The organism is Cedecea neteri, from assembly GCF_000758305.1.
GTDB classification, from domain to species: domain Bacteria; phylum Pseudomonadota; class Gammaproteobacteria; order Enterobacterales; family Enterobacteriaceae; genus Cedecea; species Cedecea neteri_C.
In genome coordinates this window covers 4,695,412-4,719,464 of record NZ_CP009458.1, presented here as the reverse complement: position 1 = coordinate 4,719,464, position 24,053 = coordinate 4,695,412, and the positions used below count along the sequence as shown (strand labels likewise).

General features: G+C 53.2%; 22 protein-coding genes and 6 tRNA genes. 14 read left to right on the top strand and 14 right to left on the bottom strand.

The window, feature by feature from the left end; translation table 11 throughout:
- Positions 1 to 97: 97 nt before the first annotated feature.
- From LH23_RS21920 to cysM, 5 genes are all read left to right on the top strand, one after another.
- The gene (locus LH23_RS21920) at positions 98 to 1,114 is read left to right on the top strand and encodes a sulfate ABC transporter substrate-binding protein (RefSeq protein ID WP_039295812.1); all 1,017 of its coding nucleotides are present in this window, start codon (positions 98 to 100) and stop codon (positions 1,112 to 1,114) included.
- On the top strand, positions 1,114 to 1,947 hold the full coding sequence (gene cysT, locus LH23_RS21915) for a sulfate/thiosulfate ABC transporter permease CysT (protein WP_008459572.1): 834 nt from the start codon (positions 1,114 to 1,116) through the stop codon (positions 1,945 to 1,947). The genes LH23_RS21920 and cysT overlap by 1 nt, the downstream gene beginning before the upstream one ends.
- On the top strand, positions 1,947 to 2,822 hold the full coding sequence (cysW, locus tag LH23_RS21910; protein WP_039295810.1) for a sulfate/thiosulfate ABC transporter permease CysW: 876 nt from the start codon (positions 1,947 to 1,949) through the stop codon (positions 2,820 to 2,822). Before cysT ends, cysW begins: the two co-directional genes overlap by 1 nt.
- Positions 2,812 to 3,897 carry a sulfate/thiosulfate ABC transporter ATP-binding protein CysA gene (gene cysA, locus LH23_RS21905; protein WP_039295808.1) on the top strand — a complete coding sequence of 362 codons (1,086 nt, stop codon included), beginning with the start codon at positions 2,812 to 2,814 and terminating at the stop codon, positions 3,895 to 3,897. Before cysW ends, cysA begins: the two co-directional genes overlap by 11 nt.
- Positions 3,898 to 3,967: 70 nt before the next feature.
- Entirely contained in the window at positions 3,968 to 4,879 is a 912-nt protein-coding gene (gene cysM / locus LH23_RS21900) for a cysteine synthase CysM (protein WP_039295805.1), read from the top strand.
- A gap of 52 nt (positions 4,880 to 4,931) precedes the next feature.
- Here the strand turns inward: cysM and LH23_RS21895 are convergent, their stop codons facing one another.
- Positions 4,932 to 6,143, bottom strand: coding sequence for an oxalate decarboxylase family bicupin (locus LH23_RS21895; RefSeq protein WP_039295803.1), 1,212 nt, complete (start codon positions 6,141 to 6,143; stop codon positions 4,932 to 4,934).
- A gap of 448 nt (positions 6,144 to 6,591) precedes the next feature.
- Here LH23_RS21895 and pdxK point away from each other — a divergent pair, with 448 nt between their 5' ends.
- Positions 6,592 to 7,443 carry a pyridoxine/pyridoxal/pyridoxamine kinase gene (gene pdxK / locus LH23_RS21885; protein WP_039295798.1) on the top strand — a complete coding sequence of 284 codons (852 nt, stop codon included), beginning with the start codon at positions 6,592 to 6,594 and terminating at the stop codon, positions 7,441 to 7,443.
- 51 nt (positions 7,444 to 7,494) lie between these two features.
- Here pdxK and crr read toward each other — a convergent pair whose 3' ends face one another.
- The 5 genes from crr to cysZ form a co-directional block, all read right to left on the bottom strand.
- On the bottom strand, positions 7,495 to 7,998 hold the full coding sequence (gene crr, locus LH23_RS21880) for a PTS glucose transporter subunit IIA (protein WP_016537566.1): 504 nt from the start codon (positions 7,996 to 7,998) through the stop codon (positions 7,495 to 7,497).
- A 43-nt stretch (positions 7,999 to 8,041) separates the two neighbouring features.
- Positions 8,042 to 9,769 (bottom strand): phosphoenolpyruvate-protein phosphotransferase PtsI, encoded by a 1,728-nt coding sequence (ptsI, locus tag LH23_RS21875; RefSeq protein ID WP_039295793.1) that lies wholly within the window; start codon positions 9,767 to 9,769, stop codon positions 8,042 to 8,044.
- Positions 9,770 to 9,813: 44 nt separating this feature from the next.
- Positions 9,814 to 10,071: a phosphocarrier protein Hpr gene (gene ptsH, locus LH23_RS21870; RefSeq protein WP_002913505.1), complete on the bottom strand. Its 258-nt coding sequence runs from the start codon at positions 10,069 to 10,071 to the stop codon at positions 9,814 to 9,816.
- A 371-nt stretch (positions 10,072 to 10,442) separates the two neighbouring features.
- A complete protein-coding gene (cysK, locus tag LH23_RS21865) occupies positions 10,443 to 11,414 on the bottom strand; it encodes a cysteine synthase A (RefSeq protein WP_008459590.1) in 972 nt (323 codons plus the stop codon).
- Positions 11,415 to 11,574: 160 nt separating this feature from the next.
- Positions 11,575 to 12,336, bottom strand: coding sequence for a sulfate transporter CysZ (gene cysZ / locus LH23_RS21860; RefSeq protein ID WP_039295788.1), 762 nt, complete (start codon positions 12,334 to 12,336; stop codon positions 11,575 to 11,577).
- Between the two features lie 232 nt (positions 12,337 to 12,568).
- Here cysZ and zipA point away from each other — a divergent pair, with 232 nt between their 5' ends.
- The 3 genes from zipA (at position 12,569) to LH23_RS21845 (ending at position 15,826) form a co-directional block, all read left to right on the top strand.
- A complete protein-coding gene (zipA, locus tag LH23_RS21855) occupies positions 12,569 to 13,525 on the top strand; it encodes a cell division protein ZipA (protein WP_039295785.1) in 957 nt (318 codons plus the stop codon).
- 66 nt (positions 13,526 to 13,591) lie between these two features.
- A complete protein-coding gene (ligA, locus tag LH23_RS21850; protein ID WP_039295782.1) occupies positions 13,592 to 15,610 on the top strand; it encodes an NAD-dependent DNA ligase LigA in 2,019 nt (672 codons plus the stop codon).
- On the top strand, positions 15,611 to 15,826 hold the full coding sequence (locus tag LH23_RS21845) for a DUF3820 family protein (RefSeq protein WP_039295779.1): 216 nt from the start codon (positions 15,611 to 15,613) through the stop codon (positions 15,824 to 15,826).
- Here LH23_RS21845 and LH23_RS21840 read toward each other — a convergent pair.
- Positions 15,823 to 16,818 carry a bile acid:sodium symporter family protein gene (locus LH23_RS21840; RefSeq protein ID WP_039295775.1) on the bottom strand — a complete coding sequence of 332 codons (996 nt, stop codon included), beginning with the start codon at positions 16,816 to 16,818 and terminating at the stop codon, positions 15,823 to 15,825. The two genes, LH23_RS21845 and LH23_RS21840, sit on opposite strands and share 4 nt — an antisense overlap.
- 90 nt (positions 16,819 to 16,908) lie before the next feature.
- On the opposite strand from LH23_RS21840, the gene LH23_RS21835 reads away from it, so the two are divergent.
- Positions 16,909 to 17,838, top strand: coding sequence for a LysR family transcriptional regulator (locus LH23_RS21835; RefSeq protein WP_039295772.1), 930 nt, complete (start codon positions 16,909 to 16,911; stop codon positions 17,836 to 17,838).
- On the opposite strand, the gene LH23_RS21830 is transcribed toward LH23_RS21835, so the two are convergent.
- The 5 genes from LH23_RS21830 to LH23_RS21810 all read right to left on the bottom strand — a co-directional run bounded on the left by LH23_RS21830 (position 17,835) and on the right by LH23_RS21810 (position 18,707).
- Positions 17,835 to 18,197, bottom strand: a complete 363-nt coding sequence (locus LH23_RS21830) for a FlxA-like family protein (protein WP_039295769.1) — start codon at positions 18,195 to 18,197, stop codon at positions 17,835 to 17,837. The genes LH23_RS21835 and LH23_RS21830 overlap by 4 nt on opposite strands.
- Positions 18,198 to 18,325: 128 nt before the next feature.
- Positions 18,326 to 18,401: transfer RNA gene (locus tag LH23_RS21825), tRNA-Lys, on the bottom strand.
- 2 nt (positions 18,402 to 18,403) lie between these two features.
- Positions 18,404 to 18,479 (bottom strand) — tRNA-Val (locus LH23_RS21820).
- Positions 18,480 to 18,512: 33 nt separating this feature from the next.
- Positions 18,513 to 18,588: transfer RNA gene (locus LH23_RS21815), tRNA-Val, on the bottom strand.
- 43 nt (positions 18,589 to 18,631) lie between these two features.
- Positions 18,632 to 18,707: transfer RNA gene (locus LH23_RS21810), tRNA-Val, on the bottom strand.
- Positions 18,708 to 18,966: 259 nt separating this feature from the next.
- Between LH23_RS21810 and gltX the strand changes: the two genes are divergently transcribed.
- Positions 18,967 to 20,382: a glutamate--tRNA ligase gene (gene gltX / locus LH23_RS21805; protein WP_039295767.1), complete on the top strand. Its 1,416-nt coding sequence runs from the start codon at positions 18,967 to 18,969 to the stop codon at positions 20,380 to 20,382.
- A gap of 43 nt (positions 20,383 to 20,425) precedes the next feature.
- Here gltX and LH23_RS21800 read toward each other — a convergent pair whose 3' ends face one another.
- Together LH23_RS21800 and LH23_RS21795 are read right to left on the bottom strand one after the other, a co-directional pair.
- Positions 20,426 to 20,782 (bottom strand): YfeC-like transcriptional regulator, encoded by a 357-nt coding sequence (locus tag LH23_RS21800; RefSeq protein WP_039295765.1) that lies wholly within the window; start codon positions 20,780 to 20,782, stop codon positions 20,426 to 20,428.
- Positions 20,783 to 20,829: 47 nt separating this feature from the next.
- Positions 20,830 to 21,186 (bottom strand): YfeC-like transcriptional regulator, encoded by a 357-nt coding sequence (locus tag LH23_RS21795; protein WP_039295762.1) that lies wholly within the window; start codon positions 21,184 to 21,186, stop codon positions 20,830 to 20,832.
- A gap of 230 nt (positions 21,187 to 21,416) precedes the next feature.
- Here LH23_RS21795 and LH23_RS21790 point away from each other — a divergent pair.
- The 3 genes from LH23_RS21790 to LH23_RS21780 all read left to right on the top strand — a co-directional run bounded on the left by LH23_RS21790 (position 21,417) and on the right by LH23_RS21780 (position 24,033).
- Positions 21,417 to 21,492, top strand: a tRNA-Ala gene (locus LH23_RS21790).
- 46 nt (positions 21,493 to 21,538) lie between these two features.
- Positions 21,539 to 21,614, top strand: a tRNA-Ala gene (locus LH23_RS21785).
- 235 nt (positions 21,615 to 21,849) lie between these two features.
- A complete protein-coding gene (locus tag LH23_RS21780) occupies positions 21,850 to 24,033 on the top strand; it encodes an EAL domain-containing protein (protein WP_039295760.1) in 2,184 nt (727 codons plus the stop codon).
- The last annotated feature ends 20 nt before the right edge of the window (positions 24,034 to 24,053 follow it).

Genomic DNA, 24,053 nt, shown 5'->3' with positions numbered 1-24,053 from the left:
CCAAACGGTATATAAAAGCGTTACAGCTTTATCGCTCGTTATAAATACACTGACTGTCATGACTTTATGGCATTCATCACATTTATAAGGGCGAAGCATGGCAATCAGGTCAGTTAAAAAAGTATGGAACGCGCTTGCGGTCTCTCTGCTGCTGGCAGGCTCTGCCCACGCAACAGAGTTGCTGAATAGCTCTTATGATGTGTCCCGCGAGCTGTTTGCCGCGCTTAACCCGCCGTTTGAAAAACAGTGGGCGCAGGAGAATAACGGCGACAAGCTGACGATAAAACAATCTCATGCCGGGTCATCAAAACAGGCGCTGGCCATTTTGCAGGGCTTAAAAGCTGACGTTGTAACTTATAACCAGGTGACCGATGTGCAGATCCTGCACGACAAAGGCAACCTAATCCCGGCGGACTGGCAGAGCCGCCTAGGGAACAACAGCTCGCCTTTCTACTCCACCATGGCTTTCCTGGTGCGCAAGGGCAACCCGAAGAACATCCACGACTGGAGCGACCTTGTGCGCCCGGACGTGAAGCTCATTTTCCCGAATCCGAAAACTTCCGGTAACGCCCGGTATACCTATCTGGCGGCCTGGGGCGCGGCAGACAAAGCTGACGGCGGCGATAAAGCCAAAACCGAGCAGTTCATGACGCAATTCCTGAAAAACGTCGAAGTGTTTGATACCGGCGGCCGCGGGGCGACAACCTCTTTTGTCGAACGTGGGCTGGGCGACGTGCTGATTTCATTCGAGTCAGAAGTGAATAACATCCGTAACCAGTACGCCAAAGACGGCTATGAAGTGGTGGTGCCGAAGGTCAACATCCTGGCTGAGTTCCCGGTTGCCTGGGTGGATAAAAACGTGAAGGCAAACGGCACGGAAAAAGCGGCCAAAGCCTACCTGAATTATCTCTACAGTCCTGAGGCGCAGACCATCATTACCGATTACTACTACCGCGTGAATAACCCGCAGGTAATGGACAAGCTGAAAGATAAATTCCCGCAGACCGAACTGTTCCGTGTGGAAGATGCCTTCGGCAACTGGCCGGAAGTGATGAAAACGCATTTTGCTACCGGCGGGGAGCTGGACAAGCTGTTAGCGGCGGGGCGTAGTTGATGTTTGCCAGTCGTTCAAAACGCGTATTGCCGGGGTTTACGCTTAGCCTCGGCACCAGCCTGCTGTTTGTTTGCCTGATCCTGCTGCTGCCGCTGAGCGCGCTGGTGATGCAGCTGGCACAAATGTCGTTCTCCCAGTACTGGGATGTGATTACTAACCCGCAGGTGGTGGCCGCCTATAAAGTCACGCTGCTTTCCGCCGCGCTGGCTTCCGTGTTTAACGGCGTGTTCGGCCTGCTAATGGCGTGGATCCTGACGCGTTACCAGTTTCCGGGGCGCAGCCTGCTAGATGCGCTGATGGATTTACCTTTTGCGCTGCCCACTGCGGTGGCGGGTTTAACCCTCGCCGGGCTGTTTTCCGTCAACGGCTGGTACGGCGAGTGGCTGGCGCAGTTTGGCATTAAGGTGACCTACACCTGGCTGGGTATCGCGGTGGCGATGGCGTTTACCAGCATTCCGTTTGTGGTGCGTACCGTTCAGCCCGTGCTGGAAGAGCTGGGGCCAGAATACGAAGAGGCCGCTGAAACGCTCGGCGCGACTCGCTGGCAGAGTTTCCGCCGCGTAGTACTGCCGGAACTTTCTCCGGCGCTGATGGCGGGCGTGGCTCTCTCCTTCACCCGCAGTCTGGGGGAGTTTGGCGCGGTTATCTTTATTGCCGGAAACATCGCCTGGAAGACAGAAGTCACCTCGCTGATGATCTTCGTGCGCCTGCAGGAGTTTGATTACCCGGCGGCCAGCGCCATTGCGTCAGTGATTCTGGCGGCGTCGCTGCTGCTGCTGTTCACCATTAATACGTTGCAGAGTCGCTTTGGTCGACGCGTGGTAGGTCACTGATGACGGACGTCACTGCTTTGAAAAACTATAACCGCTCCCGCATTAACTGGGGAAAATGGGCGCTGATTGCTATCGGCGTGCTGGTCTCTTTCCTGATTCTGGTGGTGCCGGTCGCTTCTATTTTTGTTGAGGCTTTTTCTAAAGGGTTGATGCCCGCGCTGCAAAATATCGCTGACCCGGACATGCTGCACGCTATCTGGCTGACGGTGATGATTGCGCTGATTACCGTGCCGGTAAACCTGGTGTTCGGCACGCTGCTGGCCTGGCTGGTGACGCGTTTTAACTTCCCCGGCCGCCAATTGTTGCTGACGCTGCTGGATATTCCGTTTGCCGTTTCCCCGGTCGTTGCGGGCCTGGTTTATCTACTGTTTTACGGCTCTAATGGCCCGCTGGCAGGGTTCCTGGATGCCCACAACCTGCAGATTATGTTTGCCTGGCCGGGCATGGTGCTGGTGACGATCTTCGTGACCTGCCCGTTTGTGGTGCGCGAGCTGGTGCCGGTGATGCTAAGCCAGGGCAGCCAGGAAGATGAAGCCGCGATTTTACTGGGTGCTTCTGGCTGGCAGATGTTCCGCCGCGTGACGCTGCCCAATATTCGCTGGGCGCTGCTTTATGGCGTGGTGCTGACCAACGCCCGCGCTATAGGCGAGTTTGGTGCGGTTTCGGTGGTATCCGGTTCGATTCGCGGCGAGACATTCTCGCTGCCGTTACAGATTGAGTTACTGCAGCAGGATTACAACACCGTCGGTTCGTTTACCGCCGCGGCGTTGTTGACCCTGATGGCAGTTCTGACCTTGTTCTTAAAGAGTGCGGTGCAGTGGCGTCTGAATAATCAGGAAAAGCGCCTGAAGCAGGAGGAAAATCATGAGCATTGATATTGCCAATATTAAGAAGTCATTTGGACGCACCCAGGTGCTGAACGATATCTCGCTGGATATCCCTTCTGGTCAGATGGTGGCGCTACTTGGGCCATCCGGTTCCGGTAAAACCACGCTGCTGCGTATTATTGCCGGGCTGGAGCACCAGAACAGCGGCCGCATCAGCTTCCACGGCACCGACGTGAGTCGGATGCATGCCCGCGACCGTAAAGTCGGTTTTGTGTTTCAGCACTATGCGCTGTTCCGCCATATGTCGGTATTCGACAATATCGCCTTTGGTTTAACGGTGCTGCCGCGTCGCGAACGGCCTTCTGCCGCCGAGATCAAACAGAAAGTGACGAAACTGCTGGAGATGGTGCAGCTTTCCCATCTGGCCGATCGCTACCCGGCACAGTTGTCCGGCGGCCAGAAGCAGCGCGTTGCCCTGGCGCGTGCGCTGGCGGTGGAGCCGCAAATCCTGCTGCTGGATGAACCGTTTGGGGCGCTTGATGCTCAGGTTCGTAAAGAGCTGCGCCGCTGGCTGCGTGAGCTGCATGAAGAGTTAAAGTTCACCAGCGTGTTTGTGACGCACGACCAGGAAGAGGCGATGGAAGTCGCCGACCGCGTGGTGGTGATGAGCCAGGGTAATATTGAGCAGGTCGATACGCCTGAGCAGGTCTGGCGTGAGCCCGCGACTCGCTTCGTGCTGGAGTTCCTCGGCGAGGTTAACCGCCTGAAAGGCGTGATTCGTGGGAGCCAGTTTCACGTTGGCGCGCACCGCTGGCCACTGGGGTTCACTCCGGTCCATCAGGGTGACGTTGATTTGTTCCTGCGTCCGTGGGAAGTGGACGTTAGTCGCCGCACGAACCTTGATTCACCGCTGCCCGTGCAGGTGCTGGAAGTTAGCCCGCGCGGGCATTACATGCAGTTAGTTGTGCAGCCGCTAGGCTGGTATGACGAACCGCTGACGGTGGTTCTGAAAGAGCAGCAAATTCCACAGCGCGGCGAGCGCCTGTTTGTGGGGCTACAAAACGCGCGCCTGTACGAAGGGGTTAACCGTATTCAGGGTGTAGACCTGGCGCAGTCCGCCTGATAATTTACCCCGACAGGACACGCACTAGCGGCCCACCGAGGCCGCTTTTTCATTTATTGCGGGCAGGCAAGTGATCACTTTAGAAAGCACAATTGGCAATACTCCTCTGGTCCGGCTGCAGCGCAGCGGGCTGACTAACGGCAGCGAAATTTGGGTCAAGCTCGAGGGCAACAACCCCGCTGGCTCGGTAAAAGACCGCGCAGCGCTGTCGATGATTGTTCAGGCGGAAAAGCGTGGAGAAATTCAACCCGGTGATACGCTGATTGAGGCAACCAGCGGCAACACCGGTATCGCACTGGCGATGATCTCTGCGCTCAAAGGCTACCGCATTAAGCTGCTGATGCCGGACAACATGAGCATGGAGCGCAAGGCGGCGATGCAGGCTTACGGCGCGGAGCTGATTCTGGTCAGCAAAGCTCAGGGCATGGAAGGCGCGCGTGAACTGGCTCAGCAAATGGCCGACCGAGGCGAAGGCAAAATCCTCGATCAGTTTAATAACCCGGATAACCCGCTGGCGCATTACACGACAACCGGGCCGGAGATCTGGCGGCAGACCGAAGGGCGTATCACGCATTTTGTGTCCAGCATGGGCACGACGGGCACGATTACCGGCGTCAGTCGCTTTATGCGCGAGCAAAGCAAGCCGGTGAGAATTGTCGGGCTGCAGCCGGAAGAGGGCAGCAGCATTCCGGGGATCCGCCGCTGGCCTGAAGAGTGGTTGCCGAAGATATTCAACCCGACGCTGGTGGATGAAGTCATCGACATGGCGCAGACGGAAGCCGAGCAGACTATGCGCCGCCTGGCGATGGAAGAGGGGATTTTCTGCGGCGTGAGCTCTGGCGGGGCGGTGGCAGGTGCGCTGCGCGTAGCCAAAGCTAACCCGGGGGCCGTAGTGGTCGCTATTATTTGCGACAGGGGAGACCGCTATCTTTCTACCGGCGTGTTCGGGGAAGAGAGCTACGTTCAGGGCGCGGGCATCTGACACTGTAAGCCAGGAAAAGGTCGCCTGAGGCGATCTTTTCCTGAGAGCAGGCTTACTTCACAACTGGGTTTTTATGCAGACTCAACGCCTTCATAAAGGTATCATCCAGCTGTAAATGTTGCTTCACCAGCTCAGGCGGCGTGCTGGCCAGCCACTGGTTGAGTGAAATATCCGCGTAATAGTCGCTTTTAAACAGTTCCAGGAAGCGCAGGGTCGTGGTGCCGGTATTCTCGATATAATGCCCCATCGCAAAGGGAACGTAGCCGACATCACCGGCGCGGTAATCAAAGGTTCTGGCCTGGCCCGAAGAGGCAAACACGCCCATTCTGCCTTCCCCTTCAAGATAGTATTGCCATTCGTCGTTATTTGGATGCCAGTGAAGCTCTCTCAGTCCGCCGGGTTCTATTTCTACCAGGGCAGCGGCAATCGTTTTCGACACCGGGAAATTAGATGAGTCCGTTATTCTGACCGTGCCGCCAGGGGCTTTAATCGGATCCTGCGCCAGCATATGGTGGGTGAAATTAATTTCTGATTTAGCCGCGCTATTAATACTGTCTGAGGCAAGGCTGCCTGGCACCGTACCCGCGAAAATATATTCATCGGCAGGTGAAGGCAGTTTAGAAAATGTAGAAACGGGAACCTGGAAATTTTTGGCTAATATCTCAGGGGGGATATGTTTAAACCAGTCGGATAACAGGAACGTGCTGTCTTCATCAAATCCACCGTCGTCGAAGGCCAAAAGAAATTCACAGCCGTCAGGCCCTATACCTTGAATCGAGTGAGGGATGCCCGGCGGGAAATACCATAAATCACCGACGCCGATATCATCCACAAACCAGCCTCCCTTTGCGTCGAAGGCCGTTACCCGCGCATTGCCGTAGGTCATATAAGCCCATTCCCCCTCTTTGTGCCAGTGAAGTTCGCGGATGCCTCCGGCATTTAGGCGCATATCCACCCCGGCGATGGTGGTTGAAATCCCCAACTCACGTTTGGTCACCTGCCTTGTCCAGCCGCCGGTGCCTTTTCTGACATGAGCGTCACTGAAGGAGTAGCGCAGATTTGGCAGTGTGCCGCTGTCGGTAGAGGGGGGATTGACGATATCAGGGTTTTCGGCTTCCCGGATGGGGTCGTGAGGGCCAGGATCGCGCACGCTTGCCGGGTAAGATTTTACTTTGTCATCGTGGGCATGGGCCTGCCCGGCCGCTAATACGACGGTACCGCCTGCGGCAAATGCCATGAAGCTTCTTCTGGATATATCTTTCATATAATCGCTTCCTTTTATTCATGCAGAGTGAGGTTTATCCTCCGGAGGGAACTTTTGTTATAGGTGAGGTTATGATATTTGACCTGGTGAAATTGTAAGGCTGGCAGAATTCAATAATGTTAAAAATGAGGGCTGAAGATATATTATCCAGCGATGATGAAGATATTGTTGATGAAATGTTTATGTGGATGTTATTAGTTTTCAGGCATCCAGCACTAATCGGTAATAATGTTTTCGTTCATCATTCAGGTGATACATTTTCAAAGTGTAACGACGGAAAGAAAATATTACTTTTGCCATTGATTCGATAAATCTGAATGATGGCAGCCGCATGTGGGTCATTGTCGAAATAAAGCGACCGTACTTATCGTGGTTGTGTAGCCCTGGTCTGGTTATAATGGCCGCTCAGCAATTCGGGCCTCAACGGTCTGGCGGGCAAGGGGAAAAAATGAGTCAGGATAGCGATATACAGTCGGTATTGTTTCACGATGCAGGCCGGGCGCTGCAGACAGATATTGTGGCGGTACAATCTCAGGTCGTTTACGGCAGCGTCGGGAACAGTATCGCGGTCCCGGCGATCCAGCAGCATGGCTGGCGGGTTATGGCCGTTCCTACGGTGTTATTCAGCAACACGCCACACTACGATACGTTTTATGGCGGTGTGATCCCGGCTGACTGGTTTAGCGGTTATCTGCAAGCGCTAGAAGAACGGGATGCGTTACGTGAACTGAAGGCCGTGACGACGGGTTATATGGGCAGTGCGGAGCAAATCCATCTGCTGGCGGAGTGGTTGCGTCAGAGGCGCGACAGCCATCCTGAGCTGTTGATTCTTGTCGACCCGGTAATGGGGGATACCGACAGCGGTATTTACGTCAAGGCGGGTATTCCTGAAGCTTATCGCACGGCGCTGTTGCCCCATGCGCAGGGGATCACGCCCAATCTCTTTGAGCTGCATATTCTGACCGGGATGCCCTGCGATACGCTGGAACAGGCGGTGATCGCGGCCAGAAGCCTTCTCTCTGAAACGCTGCGCTGGGTGGTGATAACCAGCGCGCCGGGGAATAGCGCGGAGACGATTTCCGTGGTGACGGTGACCGCTGATGAGGTTGATGTGACCAGCCATGCGCGTGTGGTGACCGACCTGAAAGGCACCGGGGATTTGTTCTGCGCCGAGCTGGTAAGCCGAATGTTGGAGGGCAAGGCAGTAGCGGTTGCCGCAGGAGAAGCTGCGCACCGGGTGTTTGACGTGATGACCTGGACTCAGGCGCAGCGCTCAGATGAACTGATTCTTCCTCGCTGAATCGCAGCCAATAAAAAAGGCACCCTGAGGTGCCTTTTTTCTGCATGAATCTTACTTCTTGATGCGGATCACCGGGGTTTCGCCCACGGTTACGCTACCTGTCAGTTTGATCAGCTCTTTGATTTCGTCCATGTTGGAGATAACAACCGGGGTCAGGGTAGACTTGGCTTTCTCTTCCAGCAGCGGCAGGTCGAACTCAATAACCACGTCGCCTTTCTTCACGCGCTGGCCTTCTTCAGCGATGCGCTTGAAGCCTTCGCCTTTCAGCTCAACGGTGTCGATACCAAAGTGAACGAACAGCTCAATGCCGCTATCGGATTCGATAGAGAAGGCATGGTTGGTTTCAAAGATTTTACCGATGGTGCCGTCAACCGGAGCAACCATTTTGTTGCCGGTTGGTTTGATAGCGATCCCATCACCAACGATTTTTTCAGCAAACACGACGTCCGGCACGTCTTCAATGTTAACGATTTCGCCAGACAGTGGAGCAACGATCTCAATGGTTCCGGTGTCGCTATTGCTTTTGTCACCGAACAGTTTACTAAATAACCCCATTAGCCTTCTCTCCTAAGCAGTAATTTGGGCAGCATCTCGTGAATTAGCAGATTGTTTTTTCTTCAATGAACTTGTTAACCAGCGTCATTAACTCGTCCGTTGTCGGTTGAGCAAGAGCCTGCTCTGCTAACACTTTCGCATCTTCGAAGTTCGTGTTACGAATAATCTTCTTGATGCGTGGGATAGAAATGGCGCTCATACTGAATTCGTCCAGGCCCATCCCAAGCAACAGAAGTGTAGCACGTTCGTCGCCCGCAAGCTCACCACACATACCGGTCCATTTACCTTCTGCATGAGAAGCATCAATAACTTGCTTAATCAGAGTCAGTACGGACGGTGACATCGGCTGGTAAAGATGTGAAATCATATCATTACCGCGGTCAACTGCCAGGGTGTACTGAGTTAAATCGTTGGTGCCGATGCTGAAGAAATCGACTTCTTTGGCCAGATGACGAGCAATCGTCGCGGCCGCAGGGGTTTCGACCATCACGCCGATTTCGATAGATTCATCGAACGCTTTGCCTTCGTCACGCAGTTCCTGCTTGAAGATCTCAATCTCTTTTCTCAGTGCGCGCACTTCTTCAACAGAGATGATCATCGGGAACATAATGCGCAGCTTGCCAAATGCAGAGGCGCGCAGGATGGCACGAACCTGGTCACGCAGGATCTCTTTGCGATCCATGGCGATACGAATAGCACGCCAGCCCAGGAACGGGTTCTCTTCTTTAGGGAAGTTCATGTACGGCAGCTCTTTGTCGCCGCCGATGTCCATGGTACGGACGATAACCGCCTGAGAGCCACAGGCTTCAGCCACGGCTTTGTACGCGGCAAACTGCTCTTCTTCGGTTGGCAGCGAGTCACGGTCCATGAACAGGAATTCGGTACGATACAGACCCACACCTTCGGCGCCGTTACGCTCAGCACCGTCGATGTCACGCACGGTACCAATGTTGGCACACACTTCGACCTGGTGGCCGTCGAGGGTGATGGCCGGCAGATCTTTCAGCTTAGCCAGCTCTGCTTTCTCAGAGGCAACCTGCTGTTGAACGGCGCGCAGCTCTTCGATCTGCTCGTTGGTTGGGTTAACGTAAACTTTGTTGTTAACCGCGTCGAGGATCAGATAGTCGTCGTTTTTCACGTCGGAAGTGACGCTACCGGTGCCCACAATCGCTGGCAGCTCAAGAGATCGCGCCATGATGGAGGTGTGGGAGGTACGTCCGCCGATGTCGGTGATGAAACCCAGCACCTTTTTCAGGTTCAGCTGTGCGGTTTCAGACGGCGTCAGATCTTTGGCAACCAGGATAACTTCATCCTTGATTGCGCTTAAATCGATAATGTTCAGGCCGAGAATATTCTGCAGCAGACGCTTACCGATGTCACGCACGTCAGCCGCACGCTCTTTCAGGTATTCGTCATCCAGCTCTTCCAGAGCCGTTGCCTGGCCTTCAATCACTTCGTACGCCGCGGCGTCCGCCGTGACCAGCTTGTCTTTGATAAGGGCTATGATTTCCTGCTCGAGCTCTTCGTCTTCCAGCAACATAATGTGGCCTTCGAAGATAGCTTCCTTTTCTTCACCGAAGGTCTCGCCAGCTTTAATTTTGATCGCTTCTAACTGCTCGGATGCTTTGGCGCGCCCGCTGAGGAAACGTTCAACTTCCTGCTCAACTTTGTCGGCAGAAATTTTCTTCCGGTCGATGACAATTTCATCTTCTATCAGCAAAAGTGCTTTGCCAAAAGCGATACCCGGGGATGCTAAAATGCCTGAAATCATAACCCTACCTTACTTGTGACTGATATTTACGAAGAACCCAGAACTTACTCGAGTTCAGCCATCAGTTTTACTAAATGCTCAACGGCTTTCTGCTCATCTTCACCTTCGGCGGAGAGAGTCACTACGGTACCCTGAGTCAGGCCCAGAGTTTGCAGTTTGAACAGGCTCTTAGCGCTGGCGCTTTTGCCGTTGGAAGTCACAGTGATTTCGGAAGTGAAGCCTTTAGCTTCTTTAACAAACTGAGCAGCAGGGCGGGTATGCAGACCGTTCGGAGCGGTAATAGTTACTTCTTGCTGGAACATTGTATTTCCCCAACTTATAGGTTTAGTGTTGTGGAACTAAAGTCTAGCCTGGCGGCCACACTTTAGCCTGTATCGTTAGCGCCATCATCAAAGGAACGAGGCACCGGATGCATGGGAATCGTGAAAAAAACGCCAACAGCGTTTCACAGATTCTTCATCATTATGCCGTGAAAAGCAGATAGGCACCAAATCGTTAAATCGATTCAGCAGGTGCATCTCACAGCTTGATTAATTTCGCGCATCAAAATAATTGCTGGTTAAATACCAGACCTGCGGGGGTAAGCGCAATGCCGATGAGGGTGAAAGTTTGATGTAGGCCACAAAAAAGCACCCTCGCGGGTGCTTTTTTAAGCATGTATCAAATACTGGCATTACTGTTGCAGTTCTTTCTCAGTGAACAGATCGGCAAACAAAGCAGTACTCAAATAGCGCTCCCCGGAGGACGGAAGGATAACCACAATATTCTTATTGGTAAAGGCTTCGTCTTCCTGAAGTTTCAGCGCGGCGGCAACGGCGGCACCGGAAGAGATACCCGCGAGAATACCTTCTTCATCCATCAGGCGGCGGGCGGTCGCAATGGCGTCGTCGTTGCTGATAGTGACCACTTTGTCGATAAGCTTAAGGTCGAGGTTGCCAGGGATAAAACCGGCCCCGATCCCTTGAATTTTATGCGGACCAGGCTTCAGTTCTTCACCCGCCAGCGCCTGAGTAATCACCGGAGAATCCGTTGGTTCCACCGCCACGCTAATTAGCGAGGTTTTGCCTTTGGTGTTTTTGATGTAGCGGCTGACACCCGTCAGCGTACCACCGGTACCGACGCCGGCGATAAATACATCCACTTCACCGTCGGTGTCTTCCCAGATTTCCGGGCCAGTGGTTTTTTCGTGAATTTCTGGGTTTGCCGGATTGCTGAACTGCTGGAGCAGCAGGTATTTGGCCGGGTCGCTGGCAACGATTTCTTCAGCTTTCTGAATAGCGCCTTTCATGCCTTTAGCGCCTTCGGTCAGCACCAGATTTGCACCCAGCGCTTTTAACAGCTTACGGCGTTCGATGCTCATGGTTTCCGGCATGGTCAGCGTCAGCTTGTAGCCGCGCGCGGCCGCAACGTAGGCCAGAGCGATACCGGTGTTGCCACTGGTAGGTTCGACTAACTCCACGCCAGGTTTCAGCACGCCGCGTTTTTCGGCATCCCAAATCATGTTGGCACCAATACGGCATTTGACGCTAAAGCTTGGGTTACGGGACTCCACCTTAGCCAGAATGCGTCCATTGCCGATACGGTTCAGGCGAACCAGCGGCGTGTGGCCGATTGTCAGGGAGTTGTCTTCATAAATTTTGCTCATGGCTCGTCCTTAACTGTCTGAATTTTGGGATACCGGTCCAGCATACCCGCTCAGGAAATATGCGGAAGTAAGGAAATAGCATATCTATATGTGGAAGGGAAATAAGCCAATGCAACATGGAATAAGCAATGGCATAAGCGTCTTTCCCTTCCTGAGGTCGTTATTTCCACATGGCGTGTTTTTCCCGATAGCAGTCCACCCACATGGCCGTCGCACCGCAGACGGCAACCGGCATGATAAACAGGTTCAGGACAGGGATCAGCGTGAACAGGCTTACCAGCGCGCCAAACTGCATGTTGACAACTTTTTTCTCGCGAAGCGCCACACGCATCTGTTTGAATGGCACTTTATGGTTATCAAAAGGGTAGTCGCAGTATTGAATGGCCAGCATCCATGCGCTGAATAAGAACCACAAGACCGGGGCGACGGTTTGGCCGATACCCGGAATAAAGTAGAGCAGGAGCAGGACTAGCGCGCGCGGCAGATACCAGGCCAGTTTTTGCCACTCGCGCTTCATGATGCGCGGCAGATCTTTCATTATATCGAGCACGCCTGTATCCGGCGGTGTTGCGCCCGTGAGGCGAGCTTCAAGCTGCTCTGCCAACAGGCCGCTAAACGGCGCGGCAATCAGGTTTGCGATTGTCGAAAAGAAGTAACCAAACACCAATAACACCGAGAGCGTTACCAGTGGCCAAAGCACGTAACTCAGCCATTGTAGCCAGTCCGGTACGTGGCTCATCATCGACGGGATCCAGACATCAAGACGCGTGAAAAGCCACCAAAAAGCGCCGCCAAGCAGGATGATATTGACCAACAGAGGCAGCACAACGAAACGCTTGATGCCAGGTTCGCGGACCAGTTTCCAGCCCTGGGAAAAATAATACACGCCACTACGCGGCGGGGTTCCGGAAGATGAAACCATAATCTGAGCAGACTCCTTATCAGGTCAATGCAGTTAGCTGCCTCGCTATCATAACTGACTGCATTCAGAAAAACTTGCCAGGAATTGGTCGAAAAATCAGCAAAAAGGTGCGCTTACGCTATCTTTATGGTGAGAAAACCGTGCTCGCACTTGCACTTGAGCAGATGGGCAAATACTCTTAGTGAGTAAATGTTTGCCGCGGTGGCAAGGTGTTAGAACAACAGAGAATATAATGATGCAGGATTTGCGTCTGATATTAATCATTGTTGGCGCAATCGCCATAATAGCCTTACTGGTACACGGTCTGTGGACCAGTCGTAAGGAACGCTCGTCCGTGTTCCGCGATCGCCCTTTGAAACGTATGAAGTCGAAGCGTGACGAATACGAAGAAGAGGACGATGAGGAAGAGGAAGGCGTCGGTGAAGTGCGCGTGCGTCGTACTGCGCCAGTGCCAGAGTCTGCCTCTCGTGAAGCGAGTTCGCCACGTCAGCCTCAGGCGCCCCAGCACAACTATGAGCCGCCGTATGCGTCAGCAGAACCTCGTCCTGCTCCGCAGCCGCGCCAGCCTGAGCCGGTTACCCCGCGCCACGTTGAGCCCGTTCCTCAGCATGTTGAACCTGTGCGTCCTGTGGCACCTTCTGCACCAGCTCCGGCAGCAGTGCCTGAGCCGCAGCCGGCTGCACCCGTTCAGCCTGCGCCACAATTCACTGCAGAACCTGTGCCTGAGCCTGTTGTTGCTGAACCAGCCCCGCAGCCTGCACCGGTGAAAAAAGAAACGGTGATCGTGATGAACGTCGCTGCCCATGCTGGCACGATGTTAAACGGTGAGCTGCTGTTGAACAGCATTCAGCAGGCCGGTTTCAAGTTTGGTGAAATGAATATTTTCCACCGCCATCTCAGCCCGGATGGCAGCGGCCCGGTTCTGTTTAGCCTTGCGAATATGGTTAAACCAGGGTCCTTTGATCCTGAAAATATGGCCGATTTCGCCACGCCAGGTGTGACCATCTTTATGCAGGTGCCTTCCTACGGCAATGCAGCGCAAAACTTCAAGCTGATGCTGCAGTCCGCGCAGCACATCGCCGATGAAGTCGGCGGCGTAGTGCTCGACGATCAGCGTCGCATGATGACTCCGCAAAAGCTGCGCGAGTACCAGGACAGGATCCGTGAGGTTGTTGAAGCCAACGCCTGAATCTTGGCCTGAATCTTCCCCCTAAACCCCCGCCTGTCGGGGGTTTTTTATCATTGATGGTGCGATATGGACTCAATCGAACAACAACTTAACCACCTGCGAACCACGCTTCGCCATCATGAATATCTGTACCATGTGCAGGATAATCCCGAAATTCCCGATGCGGAATACGACAGGCTGATGCGCGAACTCCGTGCGCTTGAAGAAGCGCATCCGGAACTGATTACCCAGGATTCACCGACCCAGCGAGTTGGGGCTGCTCCGCTGAGTGAGTTTACTCAAGTGCGGCATGAAGTGCCGATGCTGTCCCTCGATAACGTTTTTGATGAAGCAAGCTATCTGGCGTTTAACAAACGCGTGCTGGACAGGCTCAAAAGCAGCGATGCTTTGACGTTTTGCTGTGAATTAAAACTGGATGGCCTGGCGGTAAGCCTGCTGTATGAGGATGGGATTCTTGTGCGGGCTGCAACGCGCGGCGACGGTACAACCGGTGAAAATATCACATCTAACGTCCGGACTATCCGCGCGATACCGCTCAAACTTCACGGGGACAATATTCCTCGTCGCCTTGAAGTGCGTGGCGAAGTTTTCTTGCCGCAGGCTGGCTTCGAAAAAATCAACGAAGAAGCTCGCCGCACTGGCGGGAAAGTGTTTGCCAACCCGCGCAATGCGGCGGCAGGCTCGCTGCGTCAGTTAGATCCCCGCATTACTGCTAAACGCCCGCTGACCTTCTTCTGCTACGGTGTGGGGTTGCTGGAGGGGGGGGAACTGCCCGCCAGTCACATGGCGCGTTTACAACAGTTCAAAGCTTGGGGATTGCCGGTCAGCGACCGCATCCGCCTGTGCAACACGCCGGAAGAGGTACTGGCGTTTTATCACCAGGTAGAGGCCGATCGCCCAACTCTGGGTTTTGATATTGATGGCGTGGTTATTAAAGTCGATTCGCTTGCACTGCAGGAAACGCTAGGCTTTGTGGCGAGAGCTCCACGCTGGGCCGTTGCGTTTAAATTCCCGGCACAGGAACAGATGACCACAGTGCGTGACGTGGAATTTCAGGTAGGGCGTACTGGCGCAATTACGCCTGTCGCTCGTCTTGAGCCGGTGCAGGTTGCCGGGGTGCTGGTGAGCAACGCGACGTTGCACAATGCCGATGAAATAGAGCGTCTTGGCCTACGTATTGGTGACAGAGTCGTCATCCGTCGCGCCGGGGATGTTATCCCGCAGGTTGTTGGCGTAGTGGAGTCGGAACGCCCGGAAGACACTCAGGAAATTATCTTCCCAACGCAGTGCCCGGTTTGCGGGTCAGACGTTGAGCGTGTGGAAGGCGAAGCCGTCGCCCGCTGTACCGGTGGCCTGATCTGTGGCGCCCAGCGCAAAGAGGCGTTGAAGCACTTTGTGTCCCGCCGGGCACTGGACGTTGATGGCATGGGCGACAAAATCATCGATCAACTGGTGGAAAAAGAGTACGTCCACACTCCGGCAGATCTGTTTAAGCTGACGGCGGGTAAGCTCACCGGGCTGGATCGCATGGGGCCTAAATCGGCACAAAACGTTGTTGATGCGCTGGAAAAAGCCAAAGAGACAACGTTTGCACGTTTCCTGTATGCCTTAGGTATTCGCGAAGTCGGAGAGGCCACCGCCGCAGGGCTGGCCGCGCACTTCGGCACGCTGGATGCGCTTATCTCTGCCAGCATTGAGGAGCTGCAAAAAGTGCCGGATGTCGGCATTGTTGTGGCGACACATACCTTTAACTTCTTTGCTGAAGAGAGCAATCGGGATGTTATCCGCCAGCTTACCGAAGAGGCCGGGGTTCACTGGCCCGCGCCTGTGGTTGTCAAAGCCGAAGAAATTGACAGCCCGTTTGCCGGTAAAACCGTGGTGCTCACCGGCTCGCTGAGCATTCTTTCCCGTGACGAAGCCAAAGACCGGCTGACCGCGCTCGGTGCAAAAGTGGCTGGAAGCGTGTCGAAAAAAACCGATCTGGTCATTGCCGGGGAAGCGGCCGGCTCCAAGCTTGTTAAAGCGCAGGAGCTGGGCATCCAGGTGATCGACGAGGCGGAAATGATTCGTTTGCTGGGTGACTAAATGGACAAAGAACAGCTCATTGAGATAGCCAACACGGCCATGCCGTTTGGTAAATACAAAGGCCGGATGCTGATTGATTTACCGGAGGAGTATTTACTGTGGTTTTCCCGCAAAGGTGAATTCCCCGCGGGTCATCTCGGTGAGCTGATGGCCCTGACGCTACTGATTAAAGTGGAAGGGCTGGACAACCTTGTCCGGCCCCTCAAGCGGCACTAAGTTCTGATGGCTGCGGCCTGTTTTTCCCCGGCTGCAGCCGCTTTTCTTTGGTAGCGTCGGGCCATACCGGCGCACACCATCAGCTGGATCTGGTGGAAAATCATCAGCGGCAGCACCATCATTCCTACGGCAGCCACCGGAAACAGAATGTTAGCCATCGGGATCCCGTTGGCCAGGCTCTTTTTCGACCCGCAGAAAACAATCGTAATTTCATCCGCTTTGCTAAAGCCAAAGCGCCGCGCCACAAAAATATTCACTGTGATCACAACCGCCAGCAGCACAAGGCTGGATATCACGATAAACAGCAACGAACCCGCCCCAACTTTATGCCAGATGCCGTGCGTCACGGCTTCACTGAAGGCGGAATAGACCACCAGAAGAATCGAGGTCTGGTCAGTTTTGCCGATCCATTTTTTGTTTTTCGCCACCCAGGCGCCAATCCAGGGCCGCATCAGATGTCCAGCTACGAACGGGACCAGGAGTTGCAGCATAATACTGCCCACCTGATGCAGGCTGCCGCTTGCCCCCTGAACGTGCATCACCAGGCCGACCAGTAACGGCGAAAGAAAAATACCCAGAAGACTTGAGGCAGAGGCCGAACAAATGGCCGCCGCCACGTTGCCGCCGGCAATAGAGGTAAAAGCGATGGCGGATTGTACCGTGGCGGGCAAAATGCAGAGATAAAGGAACCCGCTGTAAAGCTCAGGGCTGACATTGACCGGTTTCCACCAGCTAAATAACACGCCAAGTACCGGGAACAGGACGAACGTGCTGCACATTACCCACAGATGCAGCCGCCAGTGACTGCCGCCGGAAATTACCGCCTCGCGAGACAGTTTTGCGCCATGCATAAAGAACAACAGCGCAATGGCGGCGGTGGTCAGCCCTTCAAAGAAGCCGACAAAGCTCCCTTGTGCCGGGAAGAAAGAAGCTAGCAGGACGGTACAAACCAGCGTTAACGTAAAGGGGTCGACAATGCGGAGCAATTTCATAGCGATTCCTCAAAGGTGAAGGGCGCTATTGTGTTTCCGCTGATTTCAGAAATAAAATTGATTTATTAAATGCATTAATGAAGAAAATAGATGAATTATTCCCTGCGTCAGCTTCGTGTGTTTGTCGCCGTGGCCCATGCCGGCAGTTTCAGCCGGGCAGGGGAGAGCATTGGGCTGAGCCAGTCGGCCGTCAGTCACAGCCTGAAGGAGCTGGAGGCCGAGCTGGGCGTTAAGCTGCTTGACCGTACCACGCGGGAAGTGGTGCTCACGCCTGCGGGAGAGTTGCTGGCTCCTCGCCTGGAACGGCTGCTTGAAGAGCTGACCACAACGCTGCTGGATACGCGCGTGGTCGGCCATCAGCTTAGCGGCACGGTTCGCGTGGCTGCCAGCCAGACGCTATCCGCGCACCTTATGCCGCAATCTATCGCAGCCAGCGCGGAGGCTTATCCGAATATTCGATTTATGCTGCATGACGCTTCGCAGCAGTGGGTTTTGCAGAGCATCCGCCAGGGCGAAGTTGATTTTGGCGTAGTTATCGATCCGGTGCAGGCCAGCGATCTGGAGTGTGAAACGGTGTTGTCTGAGCCTTTTCTGCTGCTTTGCCGCAGCGATCATCCGTTCGCGAAGATGGAGCAGATTGACTGGCATGTTCTACAGGGGCAAAAGCTGGTGCTGCAAGATTATGCCTCGGGCAGCCGCCCATTGATTGATGAGGCTTTTGTCCGGCAGGGGATCGAGGTGAATGTTGTCCAACAGATTGGCCACCCCGCAACGCTGTACCCGATGGTAGAAGCGGGGATAGGTTTAAGCGTGTTGCCCGCGCTGGCGTTGCCGTTGCCCGAAGGAAGACCGCTGGTGGTCAAGCGATTAACGCCGGTCATAAACCGACAGTTAATGTTGGTCAGAAGGAAGAACCGATCGCTTTCCCGTGCGGCGGAAGCTATCTGGCAGGAGGTGCGGGAGCAGGCCAGGCTGTTAACCCTGGCCCGTATTGGCGATCCGCTATTTAAGGACGACTAGATATAAATATCAATCTGGTGGTCGTCGGAAGGGTTGTTTACGCCAGTGGCCTTGATCTGCTGTTGTTCCTGCTTCTGCTGGGCTTCTTCTGCCTGTTTGCGCTGAAGCTGTGCCAATTGGGCCTGCAGCATTTTAATTTCGGCCTGAATGATCTCGACTTGTTTTTTCTTCTCTTCAGCAGAGCGATCTGGCGTGCCGGAAACTTCTTTCAGTTTCTCCGTCAACTGAGTAATTTTTTTGCTGATTTGGGCAATCTGCGCGGCTGTGCTGTTATCAGTGCTGCCGGAAGCAGAAGAGCCTGTCGACGTACTGGTTGTCAACTGAGAGCCCTGCAGAGCATTGCTGGATATTGTTGTCATCATAACTCCTTTGATGGAATGGTAAGGGAGTTATCGGCCTGGCAGCGGGGAAGTTGATAATTTTTTGACGATGGGATTTTCAGATATTGCAGATAGCAAAAAGGCGCCTTTAGGGCGCCTTTCTACATTGGTGGGTCGTGCAGGATTCGAACCTGCGACCAATTGATTAAAAGTCAACTGCTCTACCAACTGAGCTAACGACCCGATGGTGGGTGATGACGGGCTCGAACCGCCGACCCCCTCCGTGTAAAGGAGGTGCTCTACCAACTGAGCTAATCACCCAAACTTCGGTACTGCTAATTTTGTAAGAGGAGATGGTGGGTGATGACGGGCTCGAACCGCCGACCCCCTCCGTGTAAAGGAGATGCTCTACCAACTGAGCTAATCACCCATCTCTAAATCTCTTACTTCACATTCCGGGTCACTCTGAAGAGTGGTGGGTGATGACGGGCTCGAACCGCCGACCCCCTCCGTGTAAAGGAGATGCTCTACCAACTGAGCTAATCACCCCCGGTTTGTGGAGTCGCATTATAGGGACAGTTGAAAATGAGTCAACGCATTTTCTAAAGTTTTTATTCGTTCGTCTTAAAATTAAACGATGCGATCAAGAAACAGACATTGGCGTTTGATTTATCATCAAATTCTCTGCTTTCCGGCTATCTACAGGCATCAACATTGAGGAATTAGCGCACAGTGATAGAATGTTGCCTGTTAATTTTCCCTGGCAATTGCCGCTTTGCCGGCAAATATGTGTAACTAAGGCCGTTTAATGAAAATCAAAACTCGCTTTGCGCCAAGCCCAACAGGCTATCTGCACGTTGGCGGTGCCCGTACTGCTCTCTACTCCTGGCTGTTTGCTCGTCATAACAAAGGCGAGTTCGTGCTGCGTATAGAAGACACCGACCTCGAGCGTTCAACCCCGGAAGCCATCGAAGCAATTATGGACGGGATGAACTGGCTGAGCCTGCAGTGGGATGAGGGCCCGTACTATCAGACCAAGCGTTTTGATCGTTACAACCAGGCCATCGACGAAATGCTGGCCGCGGGCACAGCGTATAAGTGCTATTGCTCTAAAGAGCGCCTTGAGGCCCTGCGTGAAGAGCAAATGGCCAATAACGAGAAACCTCGTTATGACGGTCGCTGCCGCCACAGTCATGAGCACCACGCCGATGACGAACCGTGCGTTGTGCGTTTTGCCAACCCACAGGAAGGCTCCGTCATCTTTGATGACCAAATCCGTGGCCCGATCGAATTCAGCAACCAGGAACTGGACGATCTGATCATTCGCCGTACCGACGGTTCTCCAACCTATAACTTCTGCGTAGTTGTGGACGACTGGGATATGGAGATCACCCACGTGATCCGCGGTGAAGACCATATCAACAACACGCCGCGTCAGATTAACATCCTGAAGGCGCTGAACGCGCCGGTTCCGCTTTATGCCCATGTTTCCATGATCAACGGTGACGACGGTAAAAAGCTGTCTAAGCGTCACGGGGCGGTGAGCGTAATGCAGTATCGCGATGACGGCTACCTGCCGGAAGCGCTGCTCAACTACCTGGTGCGCCTGGGCTGGTCCCACGGCGATCAGGAGATCTTCTCTCGCGAAGAGATGATTGAGATGTTCAGCCTGAACGCGGTAAGCAAGTCAGCCAGCGCATTCAATACTGAAAAGCTGCAGTGGCTGAACCACCATTACATCAATACGCTGGAGCCGGAGTACGTGGCAACGCACCTGCAATGGCATATCGAGCAGGAAAATATTGATACGCGTAATGGCCCGCAGCTGTCTGAGCTGGTGAAACTGCTGGGCGAGCGTTGTAAAACCCTGAAAGAGATGGCGCAGACGTGCCGCTACTTCTACGAAGATTTCAGCGAGTTTGACGCTGATGCCGCGAAGAAGCATTTACGCCCGGTTGCACGTCAGCCGCTGGAAGTGGTGCGCGACAAACTTGCCGCGCTGAGCGACTGGACTGCAGAAAACGTTCACCACGCTATTCAGGCCACGGCCGATGAGCTGGAAGTTGGGATGGGTAAGGTGGGGATGCCGCTGCGTGTCGCCGTGACCGGCGCAGGCCAGTCTCCAGGCCTTGACGTAACCGTACATGCTATTGGCAAACAGCGTTCCGTGGCGCGCATCAACAAAGCGCTCGAATTCATCAGCGAGCGTGAAGCTCAGCAGTAAACGTCGTAAATGTAAAAAGCCGGTGCTGAGTCACCGGCTTTTTTTATTTCTTCTTTTGGATTCCAAGGCGTTTAAGCAAACCTTCGCTGCCTTCACGCTCGAGGATCGCGGTCACTTTATGCTGTTCTTCTTCGGATAGGGTACGCAGGGCGTTCAACATCAGCTGTTCTAATGGCGTCCGAAGGACGCTATAAGAGGCCACTTTTTCGCGCATATAGCGAGTGTTGTAGATAAACGTTTTTACCTGCTCAGAGATATAAATAAATCTTGCTTTACCGCCGGGGACGCCTCGTTTTTCAGTGGTTTCCCAGTCATGTTTTCGTACCCATTGATTAATCGTCTGGGGGGTGTAACCCGTCATTGCTGCGAGTTCATCGGCGGTCATTTTTTCCTTGAACATCTGCAATCCTTTATTCTTCCTGGCACCGACAGGAAATAGCCGGACAGCTACTCGTTGTCGCGGATACCCAGCCGTGTCAGTAAGCCGGCAATTCCGTCCCGCAGCAGCATGGCTGACATCTTTTTCTGCTCGCTGTCGGACATTTGCTGGACTGAGTTAATCAGCAGGTTTTCCAGTGAGGCGTCGGTTGCGCTGTAGCGGGCTGTACTCTCCGTCACCCGCCTGGTGTTGTTGATAAATTCCCTGACCTGCTCGTCTATATGGATAAGCCGCGCTTTGCCTCCCTGAACGCCGGGTTTAGGTGAGGTTTCCCAATTTTCTTTACGTACCCACTTATTGATGGTCTGGCGGCTGTAGCCGGTGATAACGGCTAATTCTTCGGGTGTCATTCTTTCCTTGAGCACAGTGATTCCTTTTCATTGCGGCCGAAACGGCTTTATTAGCGGTTCATTTTATTGAACTGACTAACGCGAAACTGTGACAGAATTAACTACAACGGGATGATATGCAACCGAGAATTGCCGGAGGCGATGGCTTTTTAGGCGATTGATCGCGGAAGAACAAATTGCCGTTGACACGCTATGTGGGGTTTCATATTATGCCGCCCGTCAACACGACAAGGTCTTTACGGTTTGGGGCTATAGCTCAGCTGGGAGAGCGCTTGCATGGCATGCAAGAGGTCAGCGGTTCGATCCCGCTTAGCTCCACCAAATCTTCACCAGCAGATTTGGTACCGTAAAATCAGCACCTGTCTGTGGGGCTATAGCTCAGCTGGGAGAGCGCTTGCATGGCATGCAAGAGGTCAGCGGTTCGATCCCGCTTAGCTCCACCAAAATTTGAAACCCTCGCTTCGGCGGGGGTTTTTGCTTTTCAGAACCCAACCTTTCTGCTTTTGGCTACTTCTCAGTAAAAAAGTCTCTACTTACGTCTGCTTGTTCTAATATTTCTGCTGTACGGTAAGATCTGCTTTTGTGCAGGTTCGAAACTTGATTCGCTCAATAAATAAACGTACCCTAATTGCCGAAAAATACTGATTCAACAATCACATAAAGTTTACATCAGGGCCTATGATCATTTACAAGACGATAAAGAAAATAGCGATTGCCCTGGCATTGTGTTTACTTTTTATTCCGTTTTCTCGTTATATTTCACCGACAACCCTTGTTGATGGACATAAAACCTATCTCGCCTATCTGCCATTAAGTTTTATCATGGCAATGATTATTATTTATGGCCGGTCTGCGATTATTCCACTCACGATAGGGTCGCTGATTATTTACAGCTGGTTGCTTGATTTAGCCGCTGTACCCCTTGTTGCTTTCATTTTCTGCCTGCTATTTCCTTTACTGATTGCCAGTTTTATTACCCGCAGCTATGTGGGGCGGCGCTGGCGTTTTGGACTCCCCAATAAAGGCATGGGGCAGCGCATTTTTTGGCTTGGTTTCGCGGCACCGCTGACCATTAAGCTGCTGATGTATCTTACAGGCAATGCTATTGCGTATCCGCCTGAGCTGGCGCCGTTCTTCGGTGGTGGTTCGGTTATCTATATGATTGTCGATGTGCTGAATCTTGTCGTGGCCTCGCTCATCTTTACACCCCTTTTCTATTACCCGCTGCGTATGGCATTGAACCCGCATTTTGCCGTCGGTTTTTGGCGGCGCTGCATGCGCCACTACAAGCAGGATAAGCACCGGCTCTATACCCCATGCTGGCTGGTTGCCTGGGTGTTGTATCTGGTGCTGATGTGTTCGCCGTGGCATAGCGAACTGATTTCCGGCTATCTGGTTCCGTTGGTCTTTGTGTTGTTTACGCTGGGAATACGTCGGCTTGACGCAAGGCTGGTATCTCTACTTTGGGGGATTTCGGCATGGGTGTTATTAACTTATAACACCGGTTTTTTGCAGGGTGTTAATACGCAATACGCCCTGTCCTTTATTTTATCCGTCTTTATTTCCTTTACCGTTTGCCTGTTGTATATGGCCATTTCCTACCATAAGAACGAATGGATGAAGCGCGTGTATCACCTGCAGGCGCAGACGGACCCTTTAACAAAATTACCGAATTTACGCGCGCTTGAAGAACATATTCTGACCTATCCAACCGGTGCGCTTTGCTGCCTGAGGATGGCTAACTTTGAGTTTCTTAGCCGACATTACGGCATGATGATGCGAATTTATTGCAAGAAAACCATTGCCAGAGAATTACAGCCCTGGCTGCTGGAGGGGGAAAAAATATTTCAGCTTCCGGGCAGTGAGCTGCTCTTGTTTTTACGCGAGGGTGAAACAGAAGCCCGGCTGACCTATTTTGTTGAGCACTTGAATAATAAAAAAATCCCCTGGCACAACGCTGTCCTCGAGATTGAATACGGGGCTTCCTGGGGCATTGTGGATTCTCCGAAAGAACTGCAGCGTATGCTCGGGCAACTCAGCTATCTGGCTGAAAAAGCCAGCGACACGCAGCGTGTGCTTGGGCTTGATTCCCGGCTGCAGGCTGTTTCCGGGCAAACAACCGAGCGGGTATTGCTGCTGCAAAAGATTAAGCAGGCCATAGACGAAGAAGCCTTTCAGCTCTACGCGCAGCCCATTGTCGACGGTGAAGGGAAGGGCTATCACGAAATCCTCAGTCGGCTGGTGATTGGCGGGCAGAACATTACCCCGGATAAATTTATTCCGATTGTCGCCGAATTTAACCTCAGCACCCGTTTTGACATGATGGTGATGAAGATGCTGCTGGCCTGGCTTGCAAAGCATCCAGGAGACGAGCAGCAGGTGCGTTTTTCTGTCAATTTAATGCCGCTCACGCTGATGCAAAAAGAGATTGCTCAACAGATTGTTGACCTGTTTGAGGTTTACAAGGTGCCGACCCGCGCTGTGGTCATAGAAGTCACGGAAGAACAGGCGTTTTCCAACTCGGAAACCTCTAATCAAAATATTGCTCTGCTGCGCGAGAAAGGTTTTAAGATTGCCATCGATGATTTCGGGACAGGCTACGCTAACTATGAGCGTCTGAAGAAGCTGCAGGCGGATATCATTAAGATAGATGGTTGCTTCGTCCGCGACATCACCAGCGATGTGATGGACAAGCTTATTGTGAAGTCCATTTGCAAACTGGCGGCGGCCAGGTCGCTCAGTGTTGTCGCAGAGTATGTTGAAACACAAGAGCAGCGCGATATTCTGCTGCAGCTTGGCGTCCAGTACCTGCAGGGGTATCTGGTGGGTAAACCCGAGCCTCTGCAGAAACTGAAGCACTGACGCTCTCCTTTGCACCCTAA